The sequence below is a fragment of the Paraburkholderia sabiae genome (assembly GCF_030412785.1).
Classification (GTDB): Bacteria; Pseudomonadota; Gammaproteobacteria; order Burkholderiales; family Burkholderiaceae; genus Paraburkholderia; species Paraburkholderia sabiae.
Genome location: NZ_CP125295.1, coordinates 5,325,755 through 5,345,260, shown reverse-complemented (window position 1 = coordinate 5,345,260; position 19,506 = coordinate 5,325,755). Strand labels below are relative to the sequence as shown.

Sequence of the window (19,506 nt, the reverse complement as noted above, 5' to 3'; positions counted from 1 at the left end):
GGCCGGGCGCGGAGATGACTGACTGCGCGTTGCGTGCGTCAGGCTTCTGTGGTTTCGTCTGCCGTCAACGCACATTCGACGACGAACGGCGCAGGCTGCGCAATGCGGAAACCGAAGTCGCGCGCGATCCGCTTCGCCAGCTTCAGCACCGCGCGATCCTTCGAAACGAGCCAGTTCGCCTGGGCCGCGTACGCGAGTTCGAGAAACTTCTGGTCGTCGCGGTCCTTGCATTTGGGCAATGGACGCGCGTCTTCAGCGGGCGCGGGCGGCGTGACCAGCGACGACAGCCGCGCGACCCTTGCCAGCGCGGCGGCCTTGTCGACGGCGCGCTTTTGGAACTGCGGATAGTCGAGCACGTGCGTCAGCTCGGCGAGACAGCGCGCGTCGATCAGCGCACGCAGCGTGCCGCGTTCGAGCGCGGCGAGAATGGGGCGCGTATGAGGATCGTCGAACACGAGAATGTCGATCCACACGTTCGAATCGAGCACGACGGAGGGCGCGGCTGCGTGATTCGCGACCGGCGCGTTCTGTTGGGGCAAGGCAGGGGTTTCGGGCATTCGTTACAATCTGGCTTTCGTCTTTGACCGCCAGGCACGGCGTGCCTGAAAGCCTCTATGATAATCGTTCTGTCGCCGGCCAAATCGCTCGACTACGAGACCCCGCCGCACGTCAAGAAACATACGCTCCCCGATTTCGTCGATGACGCCGCCGAACTGATCGGCGGTCTGCGCCGTCTGTCGCCGCAAGACATCGCCTCGCTGATGGACATTTCCGATCAGCTCGCGCATCTGAATTTTCAGCGTTACGCGGACTGGTCGCCGACCTTCGACGCGTCCAATTCGAAGCAGGCCGTGCTCGCGTTCAACGGCGACGTCTACGAAGGCTTCGACGCGAAGTCGCTGTCCGCGTCGGATCTCGACTACGCTCAACAACATGTGCGGGTGCTGTCGGGGCTCTACGGCCTGTTGCGTCCGCTCGATCTGCTGCAGCCGTACCGGCTCGAAATGGGCACGCGCTTCGAGAACAGCCGCGGTAAGGACCTGTACGCGTTCTGGGGTGCGCGCATCACGCAGGCGCTCAACCAGCAACTCGACAAGAAGAAGGCCGGTTCGCGCGCGCTGATCAATTGCGCGTCGACCGAATACTTCAAGTCCGTCAAGCCGAAGCTGCTCGCGGCGCCCGTGATCACGCCCGTGTTCGAAGACTGGAAGGGCGGCCGCTACAAGATCATCAATTTTCATGCAAAGCGCGCGCGCGGTCTGATGGCGCGCTACGCGGTGGAAAACCGTTTCGACACACCCGAACAGCTGAAGACTTTCGATTCCGAAGGCTATGCGTTCGATGAAGACGCATCGAACGATTCCACCTATGTCTTTCGCCGGCGCGTCGCGGACTGACGCGACGCCGAACCAGCAGGAACATCAACATGACGCTATCCATTACGAGCAATTTCGACGCAGGCGCGATCGAAGTTCTGTCCTGTGCGCAGGCCGACAACATCCGTTTGCGCGTGCGTCCGGACAGTCATGCCGACTTCGCGCAGTGGTTCTACTTCCGGCTGTCGGGCGGGCGCGGCGAGCGCTGCGTGATGACCTTCGAGAATGCCGCCGACTGCGCATTCGCCGAAGGCTGGCGCAACTATCAGGCATGCGCGAGCTATGACCGCGTGAACTGGTTCCGCGTGCCGACGTCGTACGATGGCCGCGTGCTGACCATCGATCACACGCCCGACTTCGATCGCATCTATTACGCGTACTTCGAGCCGTATAGCGAAGAGCGACATTCCGAATTTCTCGGCGCAGTCCAACAGATGCCGCATGCCGCGCTGACGGAACTGGGCAAGACGGTCGAAGGCCGGCCGATGTCGCTGTTGACGCTCGGCGCGCCGACGCTGCTCGACGACGGCTCGCTGAAGCCCAAGAAGAAAATCTGGATCATCGCGCGACAGCATCCGGGCGAGACGATGGCCGAATGGTTCGTCGAAGGTCTGGTGAAGCGGCTCGCGGGTTGGGGCGACTGGTCGGGCGACCCGGTCTCGCGCAAGCTCTACGATTACGCGGACTTCTACATCGTGCCGAACATGAACCCGGACGGCAGCGTGCACGGCAATCTGCGCACGAATGCGGCGGGCGCGAACCTGAATCGCGAATGGATGGAGCCGGATGCCGCGCGCAGCCCTGAAGTGCTGCTCGTGCGCGACGCGATTCATACGACGGGCTGCGATCTGTTCTTCGACATCCACGGTGACGAAGCGCTGCCGTATGTGTTCGTCGCGGGATCGGAGATGCTGCCGAGCTTTACCGAGCGGCAACGCGAGGAGCAGACGGCGTTCATTCAGGGCTTCCTGCGCGCGAGTCCCGACTTCCAGGACAAGTACGGCTATGAGGCGAGCAAGTATCGGCAGGATGCGCTCAAGCTCGCGTCGAAGTACATCGGCAACGAGTTCGGCTGCCTGTCGCTGACGCTCGAAATGCCGTTCAAGGACAACGCGAATTTGCCCGACGAACGCGTCGGCTGGAATGGCGAGCGTAGCGCGTCGCTCGGCGCGTCGATGCTACAGGCGATCCTCTGGCATATGGAGGCGTTTGCCTGAGTGCATCGACGCTCGATGTGTCGAGCCGTTGCAAAGGTATGTAAAAAAGCGAGGCCACGCGTATGCGTGGCCTCGCTTTTTTTGGTCGCGCGATGCGCCCGATTCGTGGTTCGAATCGGATATGCGCGGACATGCGCGGCATCAATGTTTCTTCTTGCTGCTGCTCTTGTTCGTCACGGCCTTGCCTGACGATTTGCTCGACTTCTTGTTGCCCGATTTGTTCGGCGAGCCCTTGGTCGATTTACCGGAACTCTTCTTCGAGCCCTTGCCGCTGACGGCGTGTTTGCCCTTCGCGCTGTGCGAGCCCGACGACGCGGCACTGCGCGCGCGCAACGGCGGCACGGGATCGTTCCAGCTGAAGGCGAGCATCTGCGCGCCGACATAGCCGCAACGGAACTTGAGCTGCGATGGATCGCCGCCCGCCTGCGGAATGCCGAGACCTTCGACAGTCACGATGCTGTCGACCTTGACCTTCTGCTTGCCTTCGTCGAACGAATCGTTCCACGGCGTGACGGCCGAGTGCGCGCTGTCGAACGAACTGGGCGGAAACTCGACGTGATCGAAAGCCGTCGATGTGCTCGCGACGAAGTTGCCATGCGCGGCACAATCCGCAACGAGCGGATCCGCGTGCATGTCGTTGATGAATTTGTTGACGAGGTCGTTGTGCTGCCCGAGTTGATCGGCAAAAGCGGGCAGCGCGCATGCGAGCGATGCGCTCGCCATCCACACCGCTAACCGGCCGACCAACCGCGGCAATCGGCGCGGTGCGTTAGTGCGATCCATCTATGTTTGATCAATGCTGCGAAGAGTTCAGGCACATAAGATGCCCGTCGGCAGGGATGAGTTCAATCCTGGCACAAATATTTTGTCGTGTCGTGGTGGGCTGGCTCGATGAGCGATATATCGGCGGATGATGCAGGGATGCGAACAAGCCGAACGACCCTTGCAGGCTGTTCATTGTTCCGACGACGACGCGCTGCATGCAGGCAACGATCAGGTACGCGGACCACCGAGCCGGTAGCGACGCACATCATACGTGGTGACCCACGCAGGACGATAGACGGCGATCAATGCTGTCGACATGCCCGTGAACCACGACTCGCCCGACGCAAGGAGGAACACGCTGAATGCATAGCCGGCCGGGATCACGGACATCGATCCGTCGGCGAGTGCAATATGCGTTGCCAATGCAACGGCTGACGCGACCGTGACTGCGATGGCGGGCGACACGAAGCCCTGGCCGAAGATGAACATGAAGAGATTGCGTGGCAGCCACGCGATGCTCGCGCGTTGCAGCAACGTGGACACACCGACGGGCACGGCGCCGAACACGAGGAACGTCAACGCGATGCCTTGCCATGGCGCGTCGAAAACGACGGCAGCGAGCCCCGTGACGATGGCCATTGCGATGAGCGCGAGCCCCCAGTCGAACAGCGTGACGACGAGCGTCGCGCCGAGCAGGTGTATCACCGTGCCGTCTTCGAGCCATGCGTTGGTCGCCCACAGCACCGAGACGGCGACGATGATAGCGAGCCACACATGTTGAAGCACGGGTTCCTGCAATCGCCTGAACGGGTTCTTCCAAAGCGCGAGCGCGAGCAGAGCCACAGCGGCGATCCAGCCACCGACAGCGACCCACAACGGAAGCGGTGTATAGAGGAAACCCATGTCTTCATATTACTCGTTGATTGCCGAAACGTGTGAGCGGATTCCATGCCAGCAAATGATTTATGTCGATTGACAGCAGATTCCTTTCGACCTTTACATCGCGCCGTCGTCGCGCTCCGGGCTCGGCCGCCGCGCGCCGTAGGGCACGGTTGCTTCGGCCGCCATCGGCAGTGCAGCGGAAGTGTCGTTGGCAGGCAACGGATAGCGGAAAGTGCGCTGCTTGCGTTGACGTAGCGGCGTGACGTTGACCGCCACGCGCGCCGGACGCGGGATGCGGTTCTGTCCGCTGCGCAGCACCTCGAGTTGCGCGGTGAGCCAGCCGTTGTAGATCGCGACGGCGGCGGCGCGGTTCGGTGCGCCGAGTTGCTGGAAGATCGTCGCCAGATGAATTTTCACGGTGCCCTCGCTGATGCCTAGCGCGCGAGCGATCATTTTATTCGTGCTGCCCATATGGACGCAGCGCATGATCTGTTCTTGCCGCGGCGAGAGACCGCCCGTCAGGCTCGGACGCTTCGTCGGCGCGACCAGATCGCGCGCGTGTGGATCGGCGAGCGGACGCACGCGTCTGTTCGATGCAGCCGACGCAGCCGACGCATTGAGCGACAGCGCATCGGCGGGGATGTAGTGCACGCCCAGCAAAACCATTTCGAGCGCACGCACGATCACGCGCGGGTCGGTCGAGCGTGGGATCACGCCGAGCACGCCTTTCTCGACGAACGAGCGCACATGAGCGGGAGAGATATCGTCGACCAGCACGGCGACGGGCAGACCCGGATGTTTGGCGAGCAACGCGCGGGCGTCGAGGGGCGACATCCAGTCCTCCCAGTCGATCAGCAACAGGTCGGGCTGCAGGCGGCGCAACATGCGCTCGGCCTGCGGCCAGTCCTGTGCTTCGCCGAACCCTGCCTGCCGGTCCACTTGCCGTAAAAGTGCCTTGAGTCCTTCCCTGCGTTCGGCGTCTGAGTTGAAAACTGAAAATCGCATGCGTTGCCTCCTGATCGAGCGGTCATGGCGGTGCGATGCCCGCAACGTTTTCGTCGTTGCGCAGCGATGCACCGTCGTATCGATGATGACAAATTCCTTGTCGGATGACCGCCTGTCCGAGTGGCATAGGACGAGTGCCATGAAAAAAGCCCCGCACGCGGCGGGGCTTGATTCGATGCAGGGAAAATTCTGAAGTGATCAGTGGAAATGCGGTTGAGCGGGCTCGGCATCTTCCGGCATTTCGGCGTGAACGATCTCACCGAGCGGATCCGCATACAGCGGGACGCCGCAGTCGTCGCAATATTCCGGCTCGAAGCGGCCTGCATGACGACGGATATCGGTGATGCCCGTCTCCTTCAGCAACGCAACGATGTCTTCGAGCGGACCTTCGGGCGACATCGCTTCCTGCGGTTCCTCGTCGATGCCCGGGTCGCCATTTTCGCGGCCGTACAGCGGCCACACGACGCCATAGATCACGTCGTTGCTGCCGCGGCGCGTGAAGCCGATGCGATATTCATCGATACGCCGCTCGCCGAAGCCCGCGACGACCGCGCGCAACTCGTCGGGCGTCGTGCCGATCGTGTCGAACAGATAGCGCACTGCCGTGCGGACGGTGTGCGGGCGCACGCGCTCGTCGGCGTCGCGGCAGGCCGAGTAGTAAGCGTCGGGCAGCAGGCATTCGAACTCGCAGCCGGGCAGCACGACGGCCAGATTGGCCCCGCCTTGCGTCGCCCATTGTTCGAGGCACTGGCCGCGCTCGATCCGCGAGCCGTGTTCTTCTTCCTGCCAGCGGAACACGGGTGCGCCGACGGGTGCTGCGACGACTGCCAGCAGGAAACGCGGGTCGGCCAGAATGGGCGACGTTTCCGGCAGTTCGCCGAAATTGATCTTCGCATTACTGCCCGCGACGGCCGCCTGGGCCAGCTGCTGCGCGAGACGCCACGTTTCGACGTGGTGACGCGGCAACTGGTCGATGCTATACATAAAGGGCGCCATCGCGACGCGGGTGTCGGCAGCCAGCACGTGTGCCTGCAGATGCGCGCGCAACGCGTCGGCGGCGTCGCCTTTCAGCGCGCCCGACGGAATCACATAGCGCGTCCAGGCCAGCACGGGCGCGGCGATCAGCAGCGCTTCGTACTGGACGCCGTCGTGCTCGACGATCAGCGACTCGCTATGCGTTTCGGCCATGTCGGCAAGGGCGCCGTAGGCGTCCGGATGATTCTGCTGAAGATGGTCGAGCGCGGCGTCGAGCGTCGTCTGGTTGCCGTTGCGGACTATTTTTGCGAGCAACCCGTCGAGCTTGGCTTCCCAGAAGCGGTCTTCGGTACGGCTGCCCGACGCGAAGAGCGCGAGCGACAGACCGACCAGCTTGTCGGCATCGGGAGGGAGACGTTTGGCGATTCGCGAGCGCATAAATCCGGAGGTTGTGTGCAGAGAACCATATATTCTAGTCGTTTCTTCGTCGACATATTATCGACACGCTCTGCTGGCAGCGATTCGTCTGCGGTGCGGGCCTGCTGGCCGTTGAAAGGCCCGCTCGCGGATGCGCTTTCGTCGCTTTCGCCTGAGCTTTCCTATACTCGTTCTGCAGAATGTCCGTCGGGATGGCGTGGTGTCGGGAGTGGCGCATGGTGAAGTCGGACCAACTGATCGAACGGCTGGCTGCCGTGTTCGCGTTGCTGCTGCTGGTCGGCGGCTCGCTGCTGGTGCTGGCGCCGTTCACGACCGCGCTGCTGTGGGGCGCGATTCTCAGCTATAGCTCGTGGGGCTTGTACTGCAAGCTGTCGGCGAGTCTGGGCGGACGGCGCAGATGGGCCGCGACGCTGATCGTGCTCATCATCCTGATCGTCGTGCTGGGTCCGTTCGTGTACGCGGGCTTTGCGCTCGGCGCGCATACCAAGGACATCACCACGTTCGTCCAGCATCTGATGGACGCGGGACTGCCCGATCTGCCCGACTGGGTCGCGCGGGTTCCCCTCGTCGGCTCGAGCATCGAGTCGTTCTGGGAGCGCGTGACCAGCAGCAATTCGGAAATGGTCGCGCAGTTGCGTGTGCTGGCCGCGCCGGCCGGCAAGTGGATTCTTGCTGCAGCGCTCGCCGTTACGCACGGTCTCGGATTGCTCGCGCTCAGCATCATCCTGACGTTCTTCTTTTATACGGGCGGCGAGGGCGCGGCCGCATGGCTCAACGCGGGCATGCGGCGCATTGCCGGCGAACGCGCCGACTATCTGCTGGCTTTGGCGGGCAGCACGGTGAAGGGCGTGGTGTATGGCATCCTCGGAACGGCGCTGGTGCAGGGCGTGCTGGCCGGTTTCGGCTGCTGGATCGCGGGCGTGCCGGCGCCCGCCTTGCTCGGACTCGCGACGTTTTTTCTGTCGGTGATTCCGGGTGGTCCCGTCGTGGTGTGGCTGCCCGCTGCGATCTGGCTGTATCACGGCGGCGAGACGGGATGGGCGATCTTTCTCGTGGTGTGGGGCGTGGTCGTCGTTGGTATGTCGGATAACGTCGTCAAGCCGATCCTGATCGGCAAGAGCAGCGACATGCCACTGATCCTCGTGATGCTCGGCATTCTCGGCGGCGCGTTCGCGTTCGGGTTTCTCGGCGTGTTCATCGGGCCGACGTTGCTCGCCGTGGCATATACGGTGCTGCACGACTGGACGATTGGTTCGCCTGAAGCTCGCGAGCTGACTGCGAAGACGGGCGGAAAGCTGCCTGATCCGGTGGCTCAGGTCGAGAAGACGCCGGAGAAATAATCCTCGAAAAAAACTTGCGTCACGCTCTTGTCATGAGGCGCGGGATGGCCTAAGATTCGCGTCCTCGTTCGGGAGCACGGTGTGGTGTGCGACAGAGCGGGGCCGCGACAGAAACGGCGCGGTGGTCGGGTCAGCAAGGTTTTTCAGGCGATGCTAAAAAAACCGGTTGACGAGACGAAAAAGGTTCTTCATAATCTCGTTTCTCTGCTGCTGACGCAGCAACGCGGTGAAAGCAAGGCGCTTCCTGCGGATGTTCTTTAAAAACTAACAGCCGATAAGTGTGGGTGCTCGATGGCGGCGCGCGGCGATCTTCGGGTCGCTGAATAGCGAAAGTAATCGAGTCTCACACGGAAGAAATTGAGGAAGGTTTGATGGAGTCGAAAGACTTGATCGAATCATCTGTCAGTGATTTTGAGTGAGCGACCGGGTTCGAAAGAGCCCGAAAAACAGTAACAGGTTTGAACTGAAGAGTTTGATCCTGGCTCAGATTGAACGCTGGCGGCATGCCTTACACATGCAAGTCGGACGGCAGCGCGGGGGCAACCCTGGCGGCGAGTGGCGAACGGGTGAGTAATACATCGGAACGTGTCCTGGAGTGGGGGATAGCCCGGCGAAAGCCGGATTAATACCGCATACGCTCGGGAGAGGAAAGCGGGGGATCTTCGGACCTCGCGCTCAAGGGGCGGCCGATGGCAGATTAGCTAGTTGGTGGGGTAAAGGCCTACCAAGGCGACGATCTGTAGCTGGTCTGAGAGGACGACCAGCCACACTGGGACTGAGACACGGCCCAGACTCCTACGGGAGGCAGCAGTGGGGAATTTTGGACAATGGGGGCAACCCTGATCCAGCAATGCCGCGTGTGTGAAGAAGGCCTTCGGGTTGTAAAGCACTTTTGTCCGGAAAGAAAACTTCGTTCCTAATACGGATGGAGGATGACGGTACCGGAAGAATAAGCACCGGCTAACTACGTGCCAGCAGCCGCGGTAATACGTAGGGTGCGAGCGTTAATCGGAATTACTGGGCGTAAAGCGTGCGCAGGCGGTTCGCTAAGACCGATGTGAAATCCCCGGGCTTAACCTGGGAACTGCATTGGTGACTGGCGGGCTAGAGTATGGCAGAGGGGGGTAGAATTCCACGTGTAGCAGTGAAATGCGTAGAGATGTGGAGGAATACCGATGGCGAAGGCAGCCCCCTGGGCCAATACTGACGCTCATGCACGAAAGCGTGGGGAGCAAACAGGATTAGATACCCTGGTAGTCCACGCCCTAAACGATGTCAACTAGTTGTCGGGTCTTCATTGACTTGGTAACGTAGCTAACGCGTGAAGTTGACCGCCTGGGGAGTACGGTCGCAAGATTAAAACTCAAAGGAATTGACGGGGACCCGCACAAGCGGTGGATGATGTGGATTAATTCGATGCAACGCGAAAAACCTTACCTACCCTTGACATGTACGGAATCCTGCTGAGAGGTGGGAGTGCCCGAAAGGGAGCCGTAACACAGGTGCTGCATGGCTGTCGTCAGCTCGTGTCGTGAGATGTTGGGTTAAGTCCCGCAACGAGCGCAACCCTTGTCCCTAGTTGCTACGCAAGAGCACTCTAGGGAGACTGCCGGTGACAAACCGGAGGAAGGTGGGGATGACGTCAAGTCCTCATGGCCCTTATGGGTAGGGCTTCACACGTCATACAATGGTCGGAACAGAGGGTTGCCAAGCCGCGAGGTGGAGCCAATCCCAGAAAACCGATCGTAGTCCGGATCGCAGTCTGCAACTCGACTGCGTGAAGCTGGAATCGCTAGTAATCGCGGATCAGCATGCCGCGGTGAATACGTTCCCGGGTCTTGTACACACCGCCCGTCACACCATGGGAGTGGGTTTTACCAGAAGTGGCTAGTCTAACCGCAAGGAGGACGGTCACCACGGTAGGATTCATGACTGGGGTGAAGTCGTAACAAGGTAGCCGTATCGGAAGGTGCGGCTGGATCACCTCCTTTCCAGAGCTAGCGTTTCAAAGTTGAGCGCTCACACTTGTCGGCTGTTGTTTGAAGACAGGCTCAGGGGTCTGTAGCTCAGTCGGTTAGAGCACCGTCTTGATAAGGCGGGGGTCGATGGTTCGAATCCATCCAGACCCACCAACGCCTTGTCTGGTGTGGTGATGATAACCCGCTGACATTCCTCTGTGCGCTGTATGACTGGGGGATTAGCTCAGCTGGGAGAGCACCTGCTTTGCAAGCAGGGGGTCGTCGGTTCGATCCCGTCATCCTCCACCAATTCCCAATGCACAGTGTTCTGCTGAAGCAGAAGACTTCGCATTGGCAATTGAGCCAGTCAGAGCGGTATCTGGCAGTAGCGGATATCGGCTGTCGTTCTTTAACAATCAGGAAGAAGTAGTAAAGAGATTCACGAAAGTGTACTTAGAGATGGGTGCATGAGTAGGTGAATCAGGGTTGTGATTGTATCGAAAGTATTTTTGAGTTCATCGAAAGACGAACCTGGAATACGGCACAACGCGAAAACTCAACCTGTAGCGGATGATCTTGCAGTGAGCAATCATTGGGAGACACACCCGTTATAGGGTCAAGCGAACAAGTGCATGTGGTGGATGCCTTGGCGATCACAGGCGATGAAGGACGCGGTAGCCTGCGAAAAGCGGAGGGGAGCTGGCAAACGAGCTTTGATCCTCCGATATCCGAATGGGGAAACCCGGCCCGAATGGGTCACCCGCAGCTGAATACATAGGCTGTGTGGAGCGAACGCGGTGAACTGAAACATCTAAGTAACCGCAGGAAAAGAAATCAACCGAGATTCCCAAAGTAGTGGCGAGCGAAATGGGACCAGCCTGTACTCTTTATCTTCGTTGTTAGCCAAACGCTCTGGAAAGTGCGGCCATAGTGGGTGATAGCCCCGTAGGCGAAAACAGCGAGGAAGAACTAGGTGTACGACAAGTAGGGCGGGACACGTGAAATCCTGTCTGAAGATGGGGGGACCATCCTCCAAGGCTAAATACTCGTGATCGACCGATAGTGAACCAGTACCGTGAGGGAAAGGCGAAAAGAACCCCGGGAGGGGAGTGAAACAGATCCTGAAACCGCATGCATACAAACAGTCGGAGCCTCGCAAGGGGTGACGGCGTACCTTTTGTATAATGGGTCAGCGACTTACATTCAGTGGCGAGCTTAACCGATTAGGGCAGGCGTAGCGAAAGCGAGTCCGAACAGGGCGATTCAGTCGCTGGGTGTAGACCCGAAACCAGGTGATCTATCCATGGCCAGGATGAAGGTGCGGTAACACGTACTGGAGGTCCGAACCCACTAACGTTGAAAAGTTAGGGGATGAGCTGTGGATAGGGGTGAAAGGCTAAACAAACCTGGAAATAGCTGGTTCTCTCCGAAAACTATTTAGGTAGTGCCTCGTGTATCACCTTCGGGGGTAGAGCACTGTCATGGTTGATGGGTCCATTGCGGATTACGTCGCCATAGCAAACTCCGAATACCGAAGAGTGCAATCACGGGAGACAGACATCGGGTGCTAACGTCCGGTGTCAAGAGGGAAACAACCCAGACCGCCAGCTAAGGTCCCCAAATATGGCTAAGTGGGAAACGAAGTGGGAAGGCTAAAACAGTCAGGAGGTTGGCTTAGAAGCAGCCACCCTTTAAAGAAAGCGTAATAGCTCACTGATCGAGTCGTCCTGCGCGGAAGATGTAACGGGGCTAAGCCATATACCGAAGCTGCGGATGCACATTTATGTGCATGGTAGGAGAGCGTTCCGTAAGCCTGCGAAGGTGCGTTGAAAAGCGTGCTGGAGGTATCGGAAGTGCGAATGCTGACATGAGTAGCGATAAAGGGGGTGAAAGGCCCCCTCGCCGTAAGCCCAAGGTTTCCTACGCAACGTTCATCGGCGTAGGGTGAGTCGGCCCCTAAGGCGAGGCAGAAATGCGTAGCTGATGGGAAGCAGGTCAATATTCCTGCACCAGTGTGAAATGCGATGGGGGGACGGATCGCGGAAGGTTGTCCGGGTGTTGGAAGTCCCGGTCGCTGCGTTGGAGAAGGTGCTCTGGCAAATCCGGGCACGGGATTCAAGGGCGTGGCGCGAGCTCCTTCGGGAGCGAAGCAATCGGAAGGGGTTCCAGGAAAAGCCTCTAAGCTTCAGTTTCACATTGACCGTACCGCAAACCGACACAGGTGGGCGAGATGAGTATTCTAAGGCGCTTGAGAGAACTCGGGAGAAGGAACTCGGCAAATTGGTACCGTAACTTCGGGATAAGGTACGCCCCTGTAGCTTGACGCCCCTGCGGGCGAAGGGTGAAGGGGTTGCAATAAACTGGTGGCTGCGACTGTTTAATAAAAACACAGCACTCTGCAAACACGAAAGTGGACGTATAGGGTGTGACGCCTGCCCGGTGCCGGAAGATTAAATGATGGGGTGCAAGCTCTTGATTGAAGTCCCGGTAAACGGCGGCCGTAACTATAACGGTCCTAAGGTAGCGAAATTCCTTGTCGGGTAAGTTCCGACCTGCACGAATGGCGTAACGATGGCCACACTGTCTCCTCCCGAGACTCAGCGAAGTTGAAGTGTTTGTGATGATGCAATCTCCCCGCGGCTAGACGGAAAGACCCCATGAACCTTTACTGTAGCTTTGCATTGGACTTTGAACCGATCTGTGTAGGATAGGTGGGAGGCTATGAAGCGGGAACGCCAGTTTCCGTGGAGCCGTCCTTGAAATACCACCCTGGTTTGTTTGAGGTTCTAACCTTGGCCCGTGATCCGGGTCGGGGACAGTGCATGGTGGGCAGTTTGACTGGGGCGGTCTCCTCCCAAAGTGTAACGGAGGAGTACGAAGGTACGCTAGGTACGGTCGGAAATCGTGCTGATAGTGCAATGGCATAAGCGTGCTTAACTGCGAGACCGACAAGTCGAGCAGGTGCGAAAGCAGGTCATAGTGATCCGGTGGTTCTGTATGGAAGGGCCATCGCTCAACGGATAAAAGGTACTCTGGGGATAACAGGCTGATACCGCCCAAGAGTTCATATCGACGGCGGTGTTTGGCACCTCGATGTCGGCTCATCTCATCCTGGGGCTGTAGCCGGTCCCAAGGGTATGGCTGTTCGCCATTTAAAGAGGTACGTGAGCTGGGTTTAAAACGTCGTGAGACAGTTTGGTCCCTATCTGCCGTGGGCGCTGGATATTTGAAGGGGGCTGCTCCTAGTACGAGAGGACCGGAGTGGACGAACCTCTGGTGTACCGGTTGTCACGCCAGTGGCATCGCCGGGTAGCTATGTTCGGAAGAGATAACCGCTGAAAGCATCTAAGCGGGAAACTCGCCTTAAGATGAGATATCCCCGGGGCTTCGAGCCCCTTGAAGGGTCGTTCAAGACCAGGACGTTGATAGGTCAGGTGTGGAAGCGCAGTAATGCGTTAAGCTAACTGATACTAATTGCCCGTAAGGCTTGATCCTATAACAGGTGTGTGTCGGCAGCCGTTAGTGCTTCAGCACTTATGGATGCCCCACCCTGCGCTGCGCGCAGGGTCTCGGAAGCACACTCAGGTTTGAGATCGATGTTGTGCCAACATAAACAACACATCCCACACTCTTTACGCTTCTTCCAGATTGGCTGTGGCGCCAGGTTGACTCCAACCCGCGCGACGCAGCAACCCGTCATGCCTGATGACCATAGCGAGTCGGTACCACCCCTTCCCATCCCGAACAGGACCGTGAAACGACTCCACGCCGATGATAGTGCGGATTGCCCGTGTGAAAGTAGGTAATCGTCAGGCTCCTTACCAGACAAGACCCCGCCCTCAAAAGCGGGGTCTTGCCGTTTGAGCAGGCCAATTTAGCGCCACGCTCTCCAGCACCCGTCGTCCAGTTCAGGCAATCAGGTTCAACACAGATCCTGTTTGCATCCCGGCTCGGCATGTGACGTCTTATCCAGGGCGTCTCCATATCTTCAAAAAATCTTTGCCGTATGCGGATGGAGTTCTCCGCGTCGGACTGCTCCAAGACTCAGTTGCTGGATCAACACCAGCTATCAATATCTTCAAACTGTTGCAGTGCTCTAACGCTGATGATGGCGTAAAGTCCAGCATCGGGGCCGCCAATCGATCGCATCTGATCGATCCCCGAAGCTAAAAATCCCGCCACGCAACACAACACCACCCTCAAACCGCTCTCAAAAAGGGCGCCATTCCCCTTCAAAATTCCGTGTAGGATACTGTACAAATATACAGGTATTTTCCTACGCCGATGTCAGTCGCCGCTTCCCGTGCCGAAGAGATTCACCCGTCGCTATGGCGAGCCTCGCAGCTCGCGCGCGGAGGGCGGCGCACGCTCGATACCGGCTATCCCGCGCTATCCACCGAGTTGCCCGGCGGCGGCTGGCCGATCGGCGCGCTGGTTGATCTGCTGGTCCAAACACCCGGCGTAGGCGAAATGCGTCTGTTGCGGCCTGCGCTGGGTTCATTGGGAGACCGGCCCATCGCGCTGGTGCAGCCGCCGCATATCCCGGACGGTTTGGGTCTCGATTACATCGGACTCTCGCTCGATCAACTGCTGCAAGTCAAAGCCCCCAAAAGTTCCGACGCCTTCTGGTCCGCCGAGCAGATCCTGCGCGCCGGCACCTGCGGCGCGTTGATCCTGTGGGCGCAGCACGCCCAAGCGTCGTCGCTGCGGCGTCTGCATCTGGCGGCGCAGTCGTCCGAGACGCTCTTCATCATGGTCCGGCCGCTCGCATCGGCTCAGGACTCGTCGCCAGCCTTATTGCGACTGGCGTTACGACCTTCGGCTGATGGCCTGATGGTCGACATCGTGAAACGACGAGGCCCAACACGCGCGGAGCCTCTGTCGATTTCTCTTCAACCCACACCCGTTCTGTTTTCCCGTCATGCGCGTCTTTCTCGCCGTCCACTTGCCGAAGTTGCCGCTCGAAGTCTTTCGACCGAGGTGGTCGCCTGAGCCCGCGCACGGCAGCGTCGTGCTGGAGAAAGACAAGGTCGCGATCGCCGACGGCGCAGCCCGAGCAGCGGGCGTTCGGCTCGGAATGAAGCGCGGTGGCGTGCTGACGCTGTCGCCGGAAACGGCCATGTACGAACGCGACATCGCGCGTGAGAGTGCCGCGCAACGCGAAGTCGGCATCGCGTTGATGAAATTTTCGCCCGATGTCTCGCTGCTCGACGAAGCCACCGTGCTCGTCGAAGTCGGCGGCAGCTTGCGGCTGTTCGGCGGATTGCTGTCGCTGTGTCGTGAGGCAAAGGCGATTCTCGACGCACTCGGCCTGACCGCGCGCATCAGCGCCGCGCCGACGGGGCAGGGCGCGTGGCTGCTGGCGAAGCACGGCAATCGCCGCGTGCTGCAACTCGCGTCGCTCGAACGCGTGCTCGAACCGTTGCCGATGTTCGCGGTGCCGGAGATCCGTCCGTTCGCCGACTGGTTCAGTGGATTGGGCTGCGAGTCGATTGCCGATGTGCGTCGTCTGCCGCGTGCCGGCCTGCAGCGGCGCTGCGGCGAGCATCTGCTGGATTCGCTCGATCGCGCGTTCGGCTCCGCGCCGGAACTGTTCGACTGGCTCGAGTTGCCGCCCACGTTCAGCGCGCGTCTCGAATTGCCCGATCGTCTGGAGCATGCAGACGGCGCCGTGTTTGCCGCGCATCGGCTGATCGTGCAGTTGTGCGGCTGGCTGTGCGCGAAGCAGTTGGCCGTGACGGCGATCACGCTGTCGTTCGAGCATGAGCGCGGCCGCGAAGCCATTGCGCCGACGTCGATCGACATCGCTCTGGGCGAGGCCGCGTGGCGCGAAGATCATCTGCTGCGTCTCGTGAAGGAGCGGCTGCATCGCCTCACGCTCGAGGCGCCTGCGATCGCGTTGCGGCTCGATGCATCGAAGGTCGACGCCGCCGAGCCCGCCACCGATCAACTTTTCCCTCAGCCGGGCGGTTCGCCAGCGGATCACGCGCGGCTGATCGAGTTGCTGATCGCGCGCAATGGCGAAGACAACGTGCTGCGCCCCGCGCCGACGGCCGACTATCGGCCTGAAATCGCGAACCGCTGGCTGCCCATCAATCACGCGGAAAAGAAAATCCAGTTGCCCAAAGGCTTGCCGCGACCGACGTGGATGCTGGCGACGCCCGTGCGTCTGCTGATGCGCGAACATCGGCCGTTTTACGGCTCTCCATTGAAGATCGCGTCGCCGGGCGAGCGGATAGAAGCGGGCTGGTTCGATGGCGCGCTCGTCACGCGCGATTACTTCGTCATGCAAGGCGAAGATCGCAGTTGCTATTGGGTTTATCGCGAGCGCGTCAGCAGTCGCGATGCCGAAGAGGAGCCGCGCTGGTTCCTGCACGGCCTGTTCGGATGACGCGCGATGGATACGACGTTCAATGTCCTGCCGGCTTACGCCGAACTGTTCTGCCTGTCGAACTTCACGTTTCTGCACGGTGCTTCGCACGCGGAAGAACTCGCCGAGCGCGCATCGCAACTCGGCTATTCGGGGCTCGCGATTACCGATGAATGCTCGCTTGCCGGCGTGGTGCGTGCACACGTCGCCGCGAAGGAAAAGGGCTTGCCGCTCGTCATCGGGTCGTACTTCCGGCTGCGCAATGCCGATGGCACGCCTGCGTTCGGCCTGATCCTGCTCGCGCAGAATCGTGAAGGCTACGGCAATCTGTCGGAGCTGATCACGCTTGCGCGCACGCGTGCGCCGAAGGGCGAATATCGGCTGACGCCACACGATCTGTCGCGGCCCGATCGCGAGAATGTGCATCTGCGCGGCATGCCCGATTGTCTCGCGATCCTCGTGCCCGATTTCCCGGCCAACGAAGAAGTGCTCGACGCGCAGATCGAATGGCTCGACGAAACGTTTCCGGGCCGCGCGTGGGTCGGGCTCGTACTGCATCAGCGCGCGATGGACGACATTCATCGCGGCTCGGTCGAATATGTCGCGAACAAACAGAACGTGCCTGTCGTCGCGTTGGGTCACGTCGTGATGCATGTGCGCTCGCGCAAGCCGCTGCAGGACACGATGACGGCGATTCGCGTTGGCCGGCCCGTGCACGAATGCGGCTACGAACTCGCGCCGAATGCCGAGCAGCATTTGCGCTCGCGTTTGCGGATCGCGAATCTGTATCCCGATCACACGATACGCGAGACGATCAGCGTGCTGTCGCGCTGCGCGTTTTCGCTCGATCAGCTTCGCTATGAATATCCCGATGAACTCGTGCCCGAAGGCCACACGCCGACCGCGTATCTGCGGCAGGAAACGTACATCGGCGCGCAGCAGCGATTTCCTTCGGGCATTCCGTTCAACGTGCAGGAGCAGATCGAGCACGAACTCGCGCTGATCGCGGATCTCGGCTACGAGCCGTACTTTCTGACCGTCTACGACATCGTGCGTTATGCGCGCAGCCAGCACATCCTGTGTCAGGGGCGTGGGTCGGCGGCCAATTCGGCCGTGTGCTATTGCCTTGGTGTGACCGAAGTCGATCCCGCGCGCGGCAACATGCTGTTCGAGCGTTTCATTTCGAAGGAGCGCGGCGAGCCGCCGGACATCGACGTCGACTTCGAGCATCAACGACGGGAAGAGGTGATTCAGTACATCTATCGCAAATACGGACGCGACCGCGCGGCCATTGCGGCGGCCGTGTCGACGTATCGGCCGCGCGGCGCATTGCGCGAAACGGGCAAGGCGCTCGGCGTCGATCCGCAGATCGTCGATACCGTCGCGAAGTCGCATCATTGGTTCGATACGAGTCACGATCTGCTCAAGCGCTTCGAAGAGTCGGGCCTCGATCCGGAGAAGCCGCTGATTCAGGCGTGGGCGCGGCTCGCGTCGCAACTGCTGAATTTTCCGCGTCATCTGTCGCAGCATTCGGGCGGCTTCGTGATCAGTCGCGGCAAGCTGACGCGGCTCGTGCCCGTCGAAAACGCGGCGATGGCCGATCGCTCGGTGATCGAGTGGGACAAGGACGATCTCGAGGCGCTTGGTCTCTTGAAGGTCGACGTGCTCGCGCTCGGCATGCTGTCGGCGATCCGGCGCACGCTGGATCTCGTTTCCCAACAGCGCGGCGAGATATTCGAGATGCAGCACATTCCGCCTGAAGACAAAGCGACCTACGACATGATCTCGAACGCCGATACGATCGGCGTATTCCAGATCGAATCACGCGCGCAGATGAGCATGCTGCCGCGTCTGCGCCCGAAGGAGTTCTACGATCTCGTGATCGAAGTCGCGATCGTGCGGCCGGGGCCGATTCAGGGCGGGGCGGTGCATCCGTATTTGCGGCGGCGGCAGAAACTCGAGCCCGTCAGCTATCCAAGCCCAGAGTTGAAGATCGCGCTCGAACGCACGCTCGGTGTGCCGATTTTTCAGGAGCAGGTGATGCAGGTCGCGATTCTCGCAGCGGGCTTCACGCCGGGCGAAGCGGATCAGCTGCGTCGCGCGATGGCCGCATGGAAGCGCAAGGGCGGGCTCGAAAAATACTACGACCGCATCGTCAACGGCATGCGCGAGCGTGGTTACGAGCAAAGTTTTGCCGAAGCGATTTTCGAGCAGATCAAGGGCTTCGGCGAATACGGTTTTCCGGAGAGTCACGCGGCGAGTTTCGCGCTGCTGGTCTACGCAAGCAGCTGGCTGAAGCGTCACGAGCCCGAGGCGTTTCTCGCCGCGATGCTCAACAGCCAGCCGATGGGTTTCTATTCACCGTCGCAACTCGTGCAGGACGCGCGTCGGCATGGCGTGATCGTGTTGCCTGTCGATGTGACGGTGAGCGGCTGGGACTCGACGCTCGAAACGGTGGAAGGTCGTGCGCGTCCCGCCGTGCGTCTCGGGCTGTCGCTGTTGCGCGGCATGAAGGACGGCGCGGCCGAACGCATCGAAAATGCGCGTGCCGTGCGGCCGTTCAGAAGCGTCCACGATCTCGCGCGCCGTGCGCAGTTGAACCGGCACGATCTGCATGTGCTCGCCGACGCGAACGCGCTGTCTTCACTGGCGGGCAACCGGCGCGAAGCGCTGTGGCATTCCGTGGCCGCCGTGCCCGACAAGGACATGCTGGCCGTCGCCGGCGTGCAGGACGATACGCCGGAACTTGGCGCGCCGTCGGAAGCGCAGGATATCGTCGCGGATTACCGCTCGGTGGGACTGACGCTCGGCCGTCATCCGCTCGATCTGTTGCGGCCCGTGCTGCTGGAACAGCGTCTGATGCCCGCGTCGGCATTGCGCAACTATCGCAACGGACGGCTCGCGCGCGGCTGCGGCATCGTCACCGTGCGGCAGCGGCCGGGCACGGCGAAGGGCGTGCTGTTCGTGACGATCGAAGATGAAACGGGTAACGTCAACGTGATCATCTGGCCGAGCCTGCTGGAGAAGCAGCGGCGGGAAGCGCTCGGCGCGTCGCTGCTCGCCGTGTACGGCACGTGGCAATGCGAAGGCGAAGTGCGGCATCTGGTGGCGCAACGGCTCGTCGATATGTCGCATCTGCTGGGCGGCCTGCAATCGACGAGCCGCGATTTCCACTGATTG

The 19,506-nt window shown here is 60.4% G+C and carries 11 protein-coding genes, 2 tRNA genes and 3 rRNA genes; 11 read left to right on the top strand and 5 right to left on the bottom strand.

The annotated features are described in order from the left end of the window. Window positions 1–38 precede the first annotated feature (38 nt). Window positions 39–557 (bottom strand): putative toxin-antitoxin system toxin component, PIN family, encoded by a 519-nt coding sequence (locus tag QEN71_RS24005; protein ID WP_201654297.1) that lies wholly within the window; start codon window positions 555–557, stop codon window positions 39–41. 57 nt (window positions 558–614) lie between these two features. On the opposite strand from QEN71_RS24005, the gene yaaA reads away from it, so the two are divergent. Continuing rightward, window positions 615–1,397 carry a peroxide stress protein YaaA gene (gene yaaA / locus QEN71_RS24000; protein ID WP_201654300.1) on the top strand — a complete coding sequence of 261 codons (783 nt, stop codon included), beginning with the start codon at window positions 615–617 and terminating at the stop codon, window positions 1,395–1,397. A gap of 29 nt (window positions 1,398–1,426) precedes the next feature. Then, window positions 1,427–2,593, top strand: a complete 1,167-nt coding sequence (locus tag QEN71_RS23995; protein ID WP_201654303.1) for a M14 family metallopeptidase — start codon at window positions 1,427–1,429, stop codon at window positions 2,591–2,593. 141 nt (window positions 2,594–2,734) lie between these two features. Here the strand turns inward: QEN71_RS23995 and QEN71_RS23990 are convergent, their stop codons facing one another. The 4 genes from QEN71_RS23990 to QEN71_RS23975 form a co-directional block, all read right to left on the bottom strand. After that, window positions 2,735–3,376, bottom strand: coding sequence for a BspC domain-containing protein (locus QEN71_RS23990; protein WP_201654306.1), 642 nt, complete (start codon window positions 3,374–3,376; stop codon window positions 2,735–2,737). Window positions 3,377–3,586: 210 nt separating this feature from the next. Next, a complete protein-coding gene (locus QEN71_RS23985) occupies window positions 3,587–4,261 on the bottom strand; it encodes an energy-coupling factor ABC transporter permease (protein WP_201654309.1) in 675 nt (224 codons plus the stop codon). 93 nt (window positions 4,262–4,354) lie between these two features. Then, on the bottom strand, window positions 4,355–5,245 hold the full coding sequence (locus QEN71_RS23980) for a LuxR family transcriptional regulator (RefSeq protein WP_201654312.1): 891 nt from the start codon (window positions 5,243–5,245) through the stop codon (window positions 4,355–4,357). Window positions 5,246–5,443: 198 nt separating this feature from the next. Further along, window positions 5,444–6,658, bottom strand: coding sequence for a DUF2863 family protein (locus QEN71_RS23975; protein ID WP_201654315.1), 1,215 nt, complete (start codon window positions 6,656–6,658; stop codon window positions 5,444–5,446). Between the two features lie 218 nt (window positions 6,659–6,876). Between QEN71_RS23975 and QEN71_RS23970 the strand changes: the two genes are divergently transcribed. From QEN71_RS23970 to QEN71_RS23930, 9 genes are all read left to right on the top strand, one after another. Next, a complete protein-coding gene (locus tag QEN71_RS23970; RefSeq protein WP_223957915.1) occupies window positions 6,877–7,998 on the top strand; it encodes an AI-2E family transporter in 1,122 nt (373 codons plus the stop codon). A gap of 460 nt (window positions 7,999–8,458) precedes the next feature. Continuing rightward, window positions 8,459–9,989: ribosomal RNA gene (locus QEN71_RS23965) — 16S ribosomal RNA — on the top strand. Between the two features lie 64 nt (window positions 9,990–10,053). Further along, a tRNA-Ile gene (locus QEN71_RS23960) sits at window positions 10,054–10,130 on the top strand. A gap of 59 nt (window positions 10,131–10,189) precedes the next feature. Further along, a tRNA-Ala gene (locus QEN71_RS23955) sits at window positions 10,190–10,265 on the top strand. Between the two features lie 305 nt (window positions 10,266–10,570). Further along, window positions 10,571–13,451: ribosomal RNA gene (locus QEN71_RS23950) — 23S ribosomal RNA — on the top strand. A gap of 206 nt (window positions 13,452–13,657) precedes the next feature. Next, window positions 13,658–13,771, top strand: a 5S ribosomal RNA gene (gene rrf, locus QEN71_RS23945). Together the 16S, 23S and 5S rRNA genes with 2 tRNA genes alongside form the textbook arrangement of a ribosomal RNA operon. 469 nt (window positions 13,772–14,240) lie before the next feature. Continuing rightward, a complete protein-coding gene (gene imuA / locus QEN71_RS23940) occupies window positions 14,241–14,948 on the top strand; it encodes a translesion DNA synthesis-associated protein ImuA (RefSeq protein WP_201660006.1) in 708 nt (235 codons plus the stop codon). Beyond that, the gene (locus QEN71_RS23935) at window positions 14,878–16,347 is read left to right on the top strand and encodes a Y-family DNA polymerase (protein WP_201660008.1); all 1,470 of its coding nucleotides are present in this window, start codon (window positions 14,878–14,880) and stop codon (window positions 16,345–16,347) included. The genes imuA and QEN71_RS23935 overlap by 71 nt, the downstream gene beginning before the upstream one ends. A gap of 6 nt (window positions 16,348–16,353) precedes the next feature. Next, window positions 16,354–19,503, top strand: a complete 3,150-nt coding sequence (locus QEN71_RS23930; protein ID WP_201660011.1) for an error-prone DNA polymerase — start codon at window positions 16,354–16,356, stop codon at window positions 19,501–19,503. Window positions 19,504–19,506: the final 3 nt, after the last annotated feature.

Coding starts and splice junctions, on each gene's coding strand:
- QEN71_RS24005 (WP_201654297.1), bottom strand. CDS start 557: ATGCCCGAAACCCCTGCCTTGCCCCAACAGAACGCGCCGGTCGCGAAT.
- yaaA (WP_201654300.1), top strand. CDS start 615: ATGATAATCGTTCTGTCGCCGGCCAAATCGCTCGACTACGAGACCCCG.
- QEN71_RS23995 (WP_201654303.1), top strand. CDS start 1,427: ATGACGCTATCCATTACGAGCAATTTCGACGCAGGCGCGATCGAAGTT.
- QEN71_RS23990 (WP_201654306.1), bottom strand. CDS start 3,376: ATGGATCGCACTAACGCACCGCGCCGATTGCCGCGGTTGGTCGGCCGG.
- QEN71_RS23985 (WP_201654309.1), bottom strand. CDS start 4,261: ATGGGTTTCCTCTATACACCGCTTCCGTTGTGGGTCGCTGTCGGTGGC.
- QEN71_RS23980 (WP_201654312.1), bottom strand. CDS start 5,245: ATGCGATTTTCAGTTTTCAACTCAGACGCCGAACGCAGGGAAGGACTC.
- QEN71_RS23975 (WP_201654315.1), bottom strand. CDS start 6,658: ATGCGCTCGCGAATCGCCAAACGTCTCCCTCCCGATGCCGACAAGCTG.
- imuA (WP_201660006.1), top strand. CDS start 14,241: ATGTCAGTCGCCGCTTCCCGTGCCGAAGAGATTCACCCGTCGCTATGG.
- QEN71_RS23935 (WP_201660008.1), top strand. CDS start 14,878: ATGCGCGTCTTTCTCGCCGTCCACTTGCCGAAGTTGCCGCTCGAAGTC.
- QEN71_RS23930 (WP_201660011.1), top strand. CDS start 16,354: ATGGATACGACGTTCAATGTCCTGCCGGCTTACGCCGAACTGTTCTGC.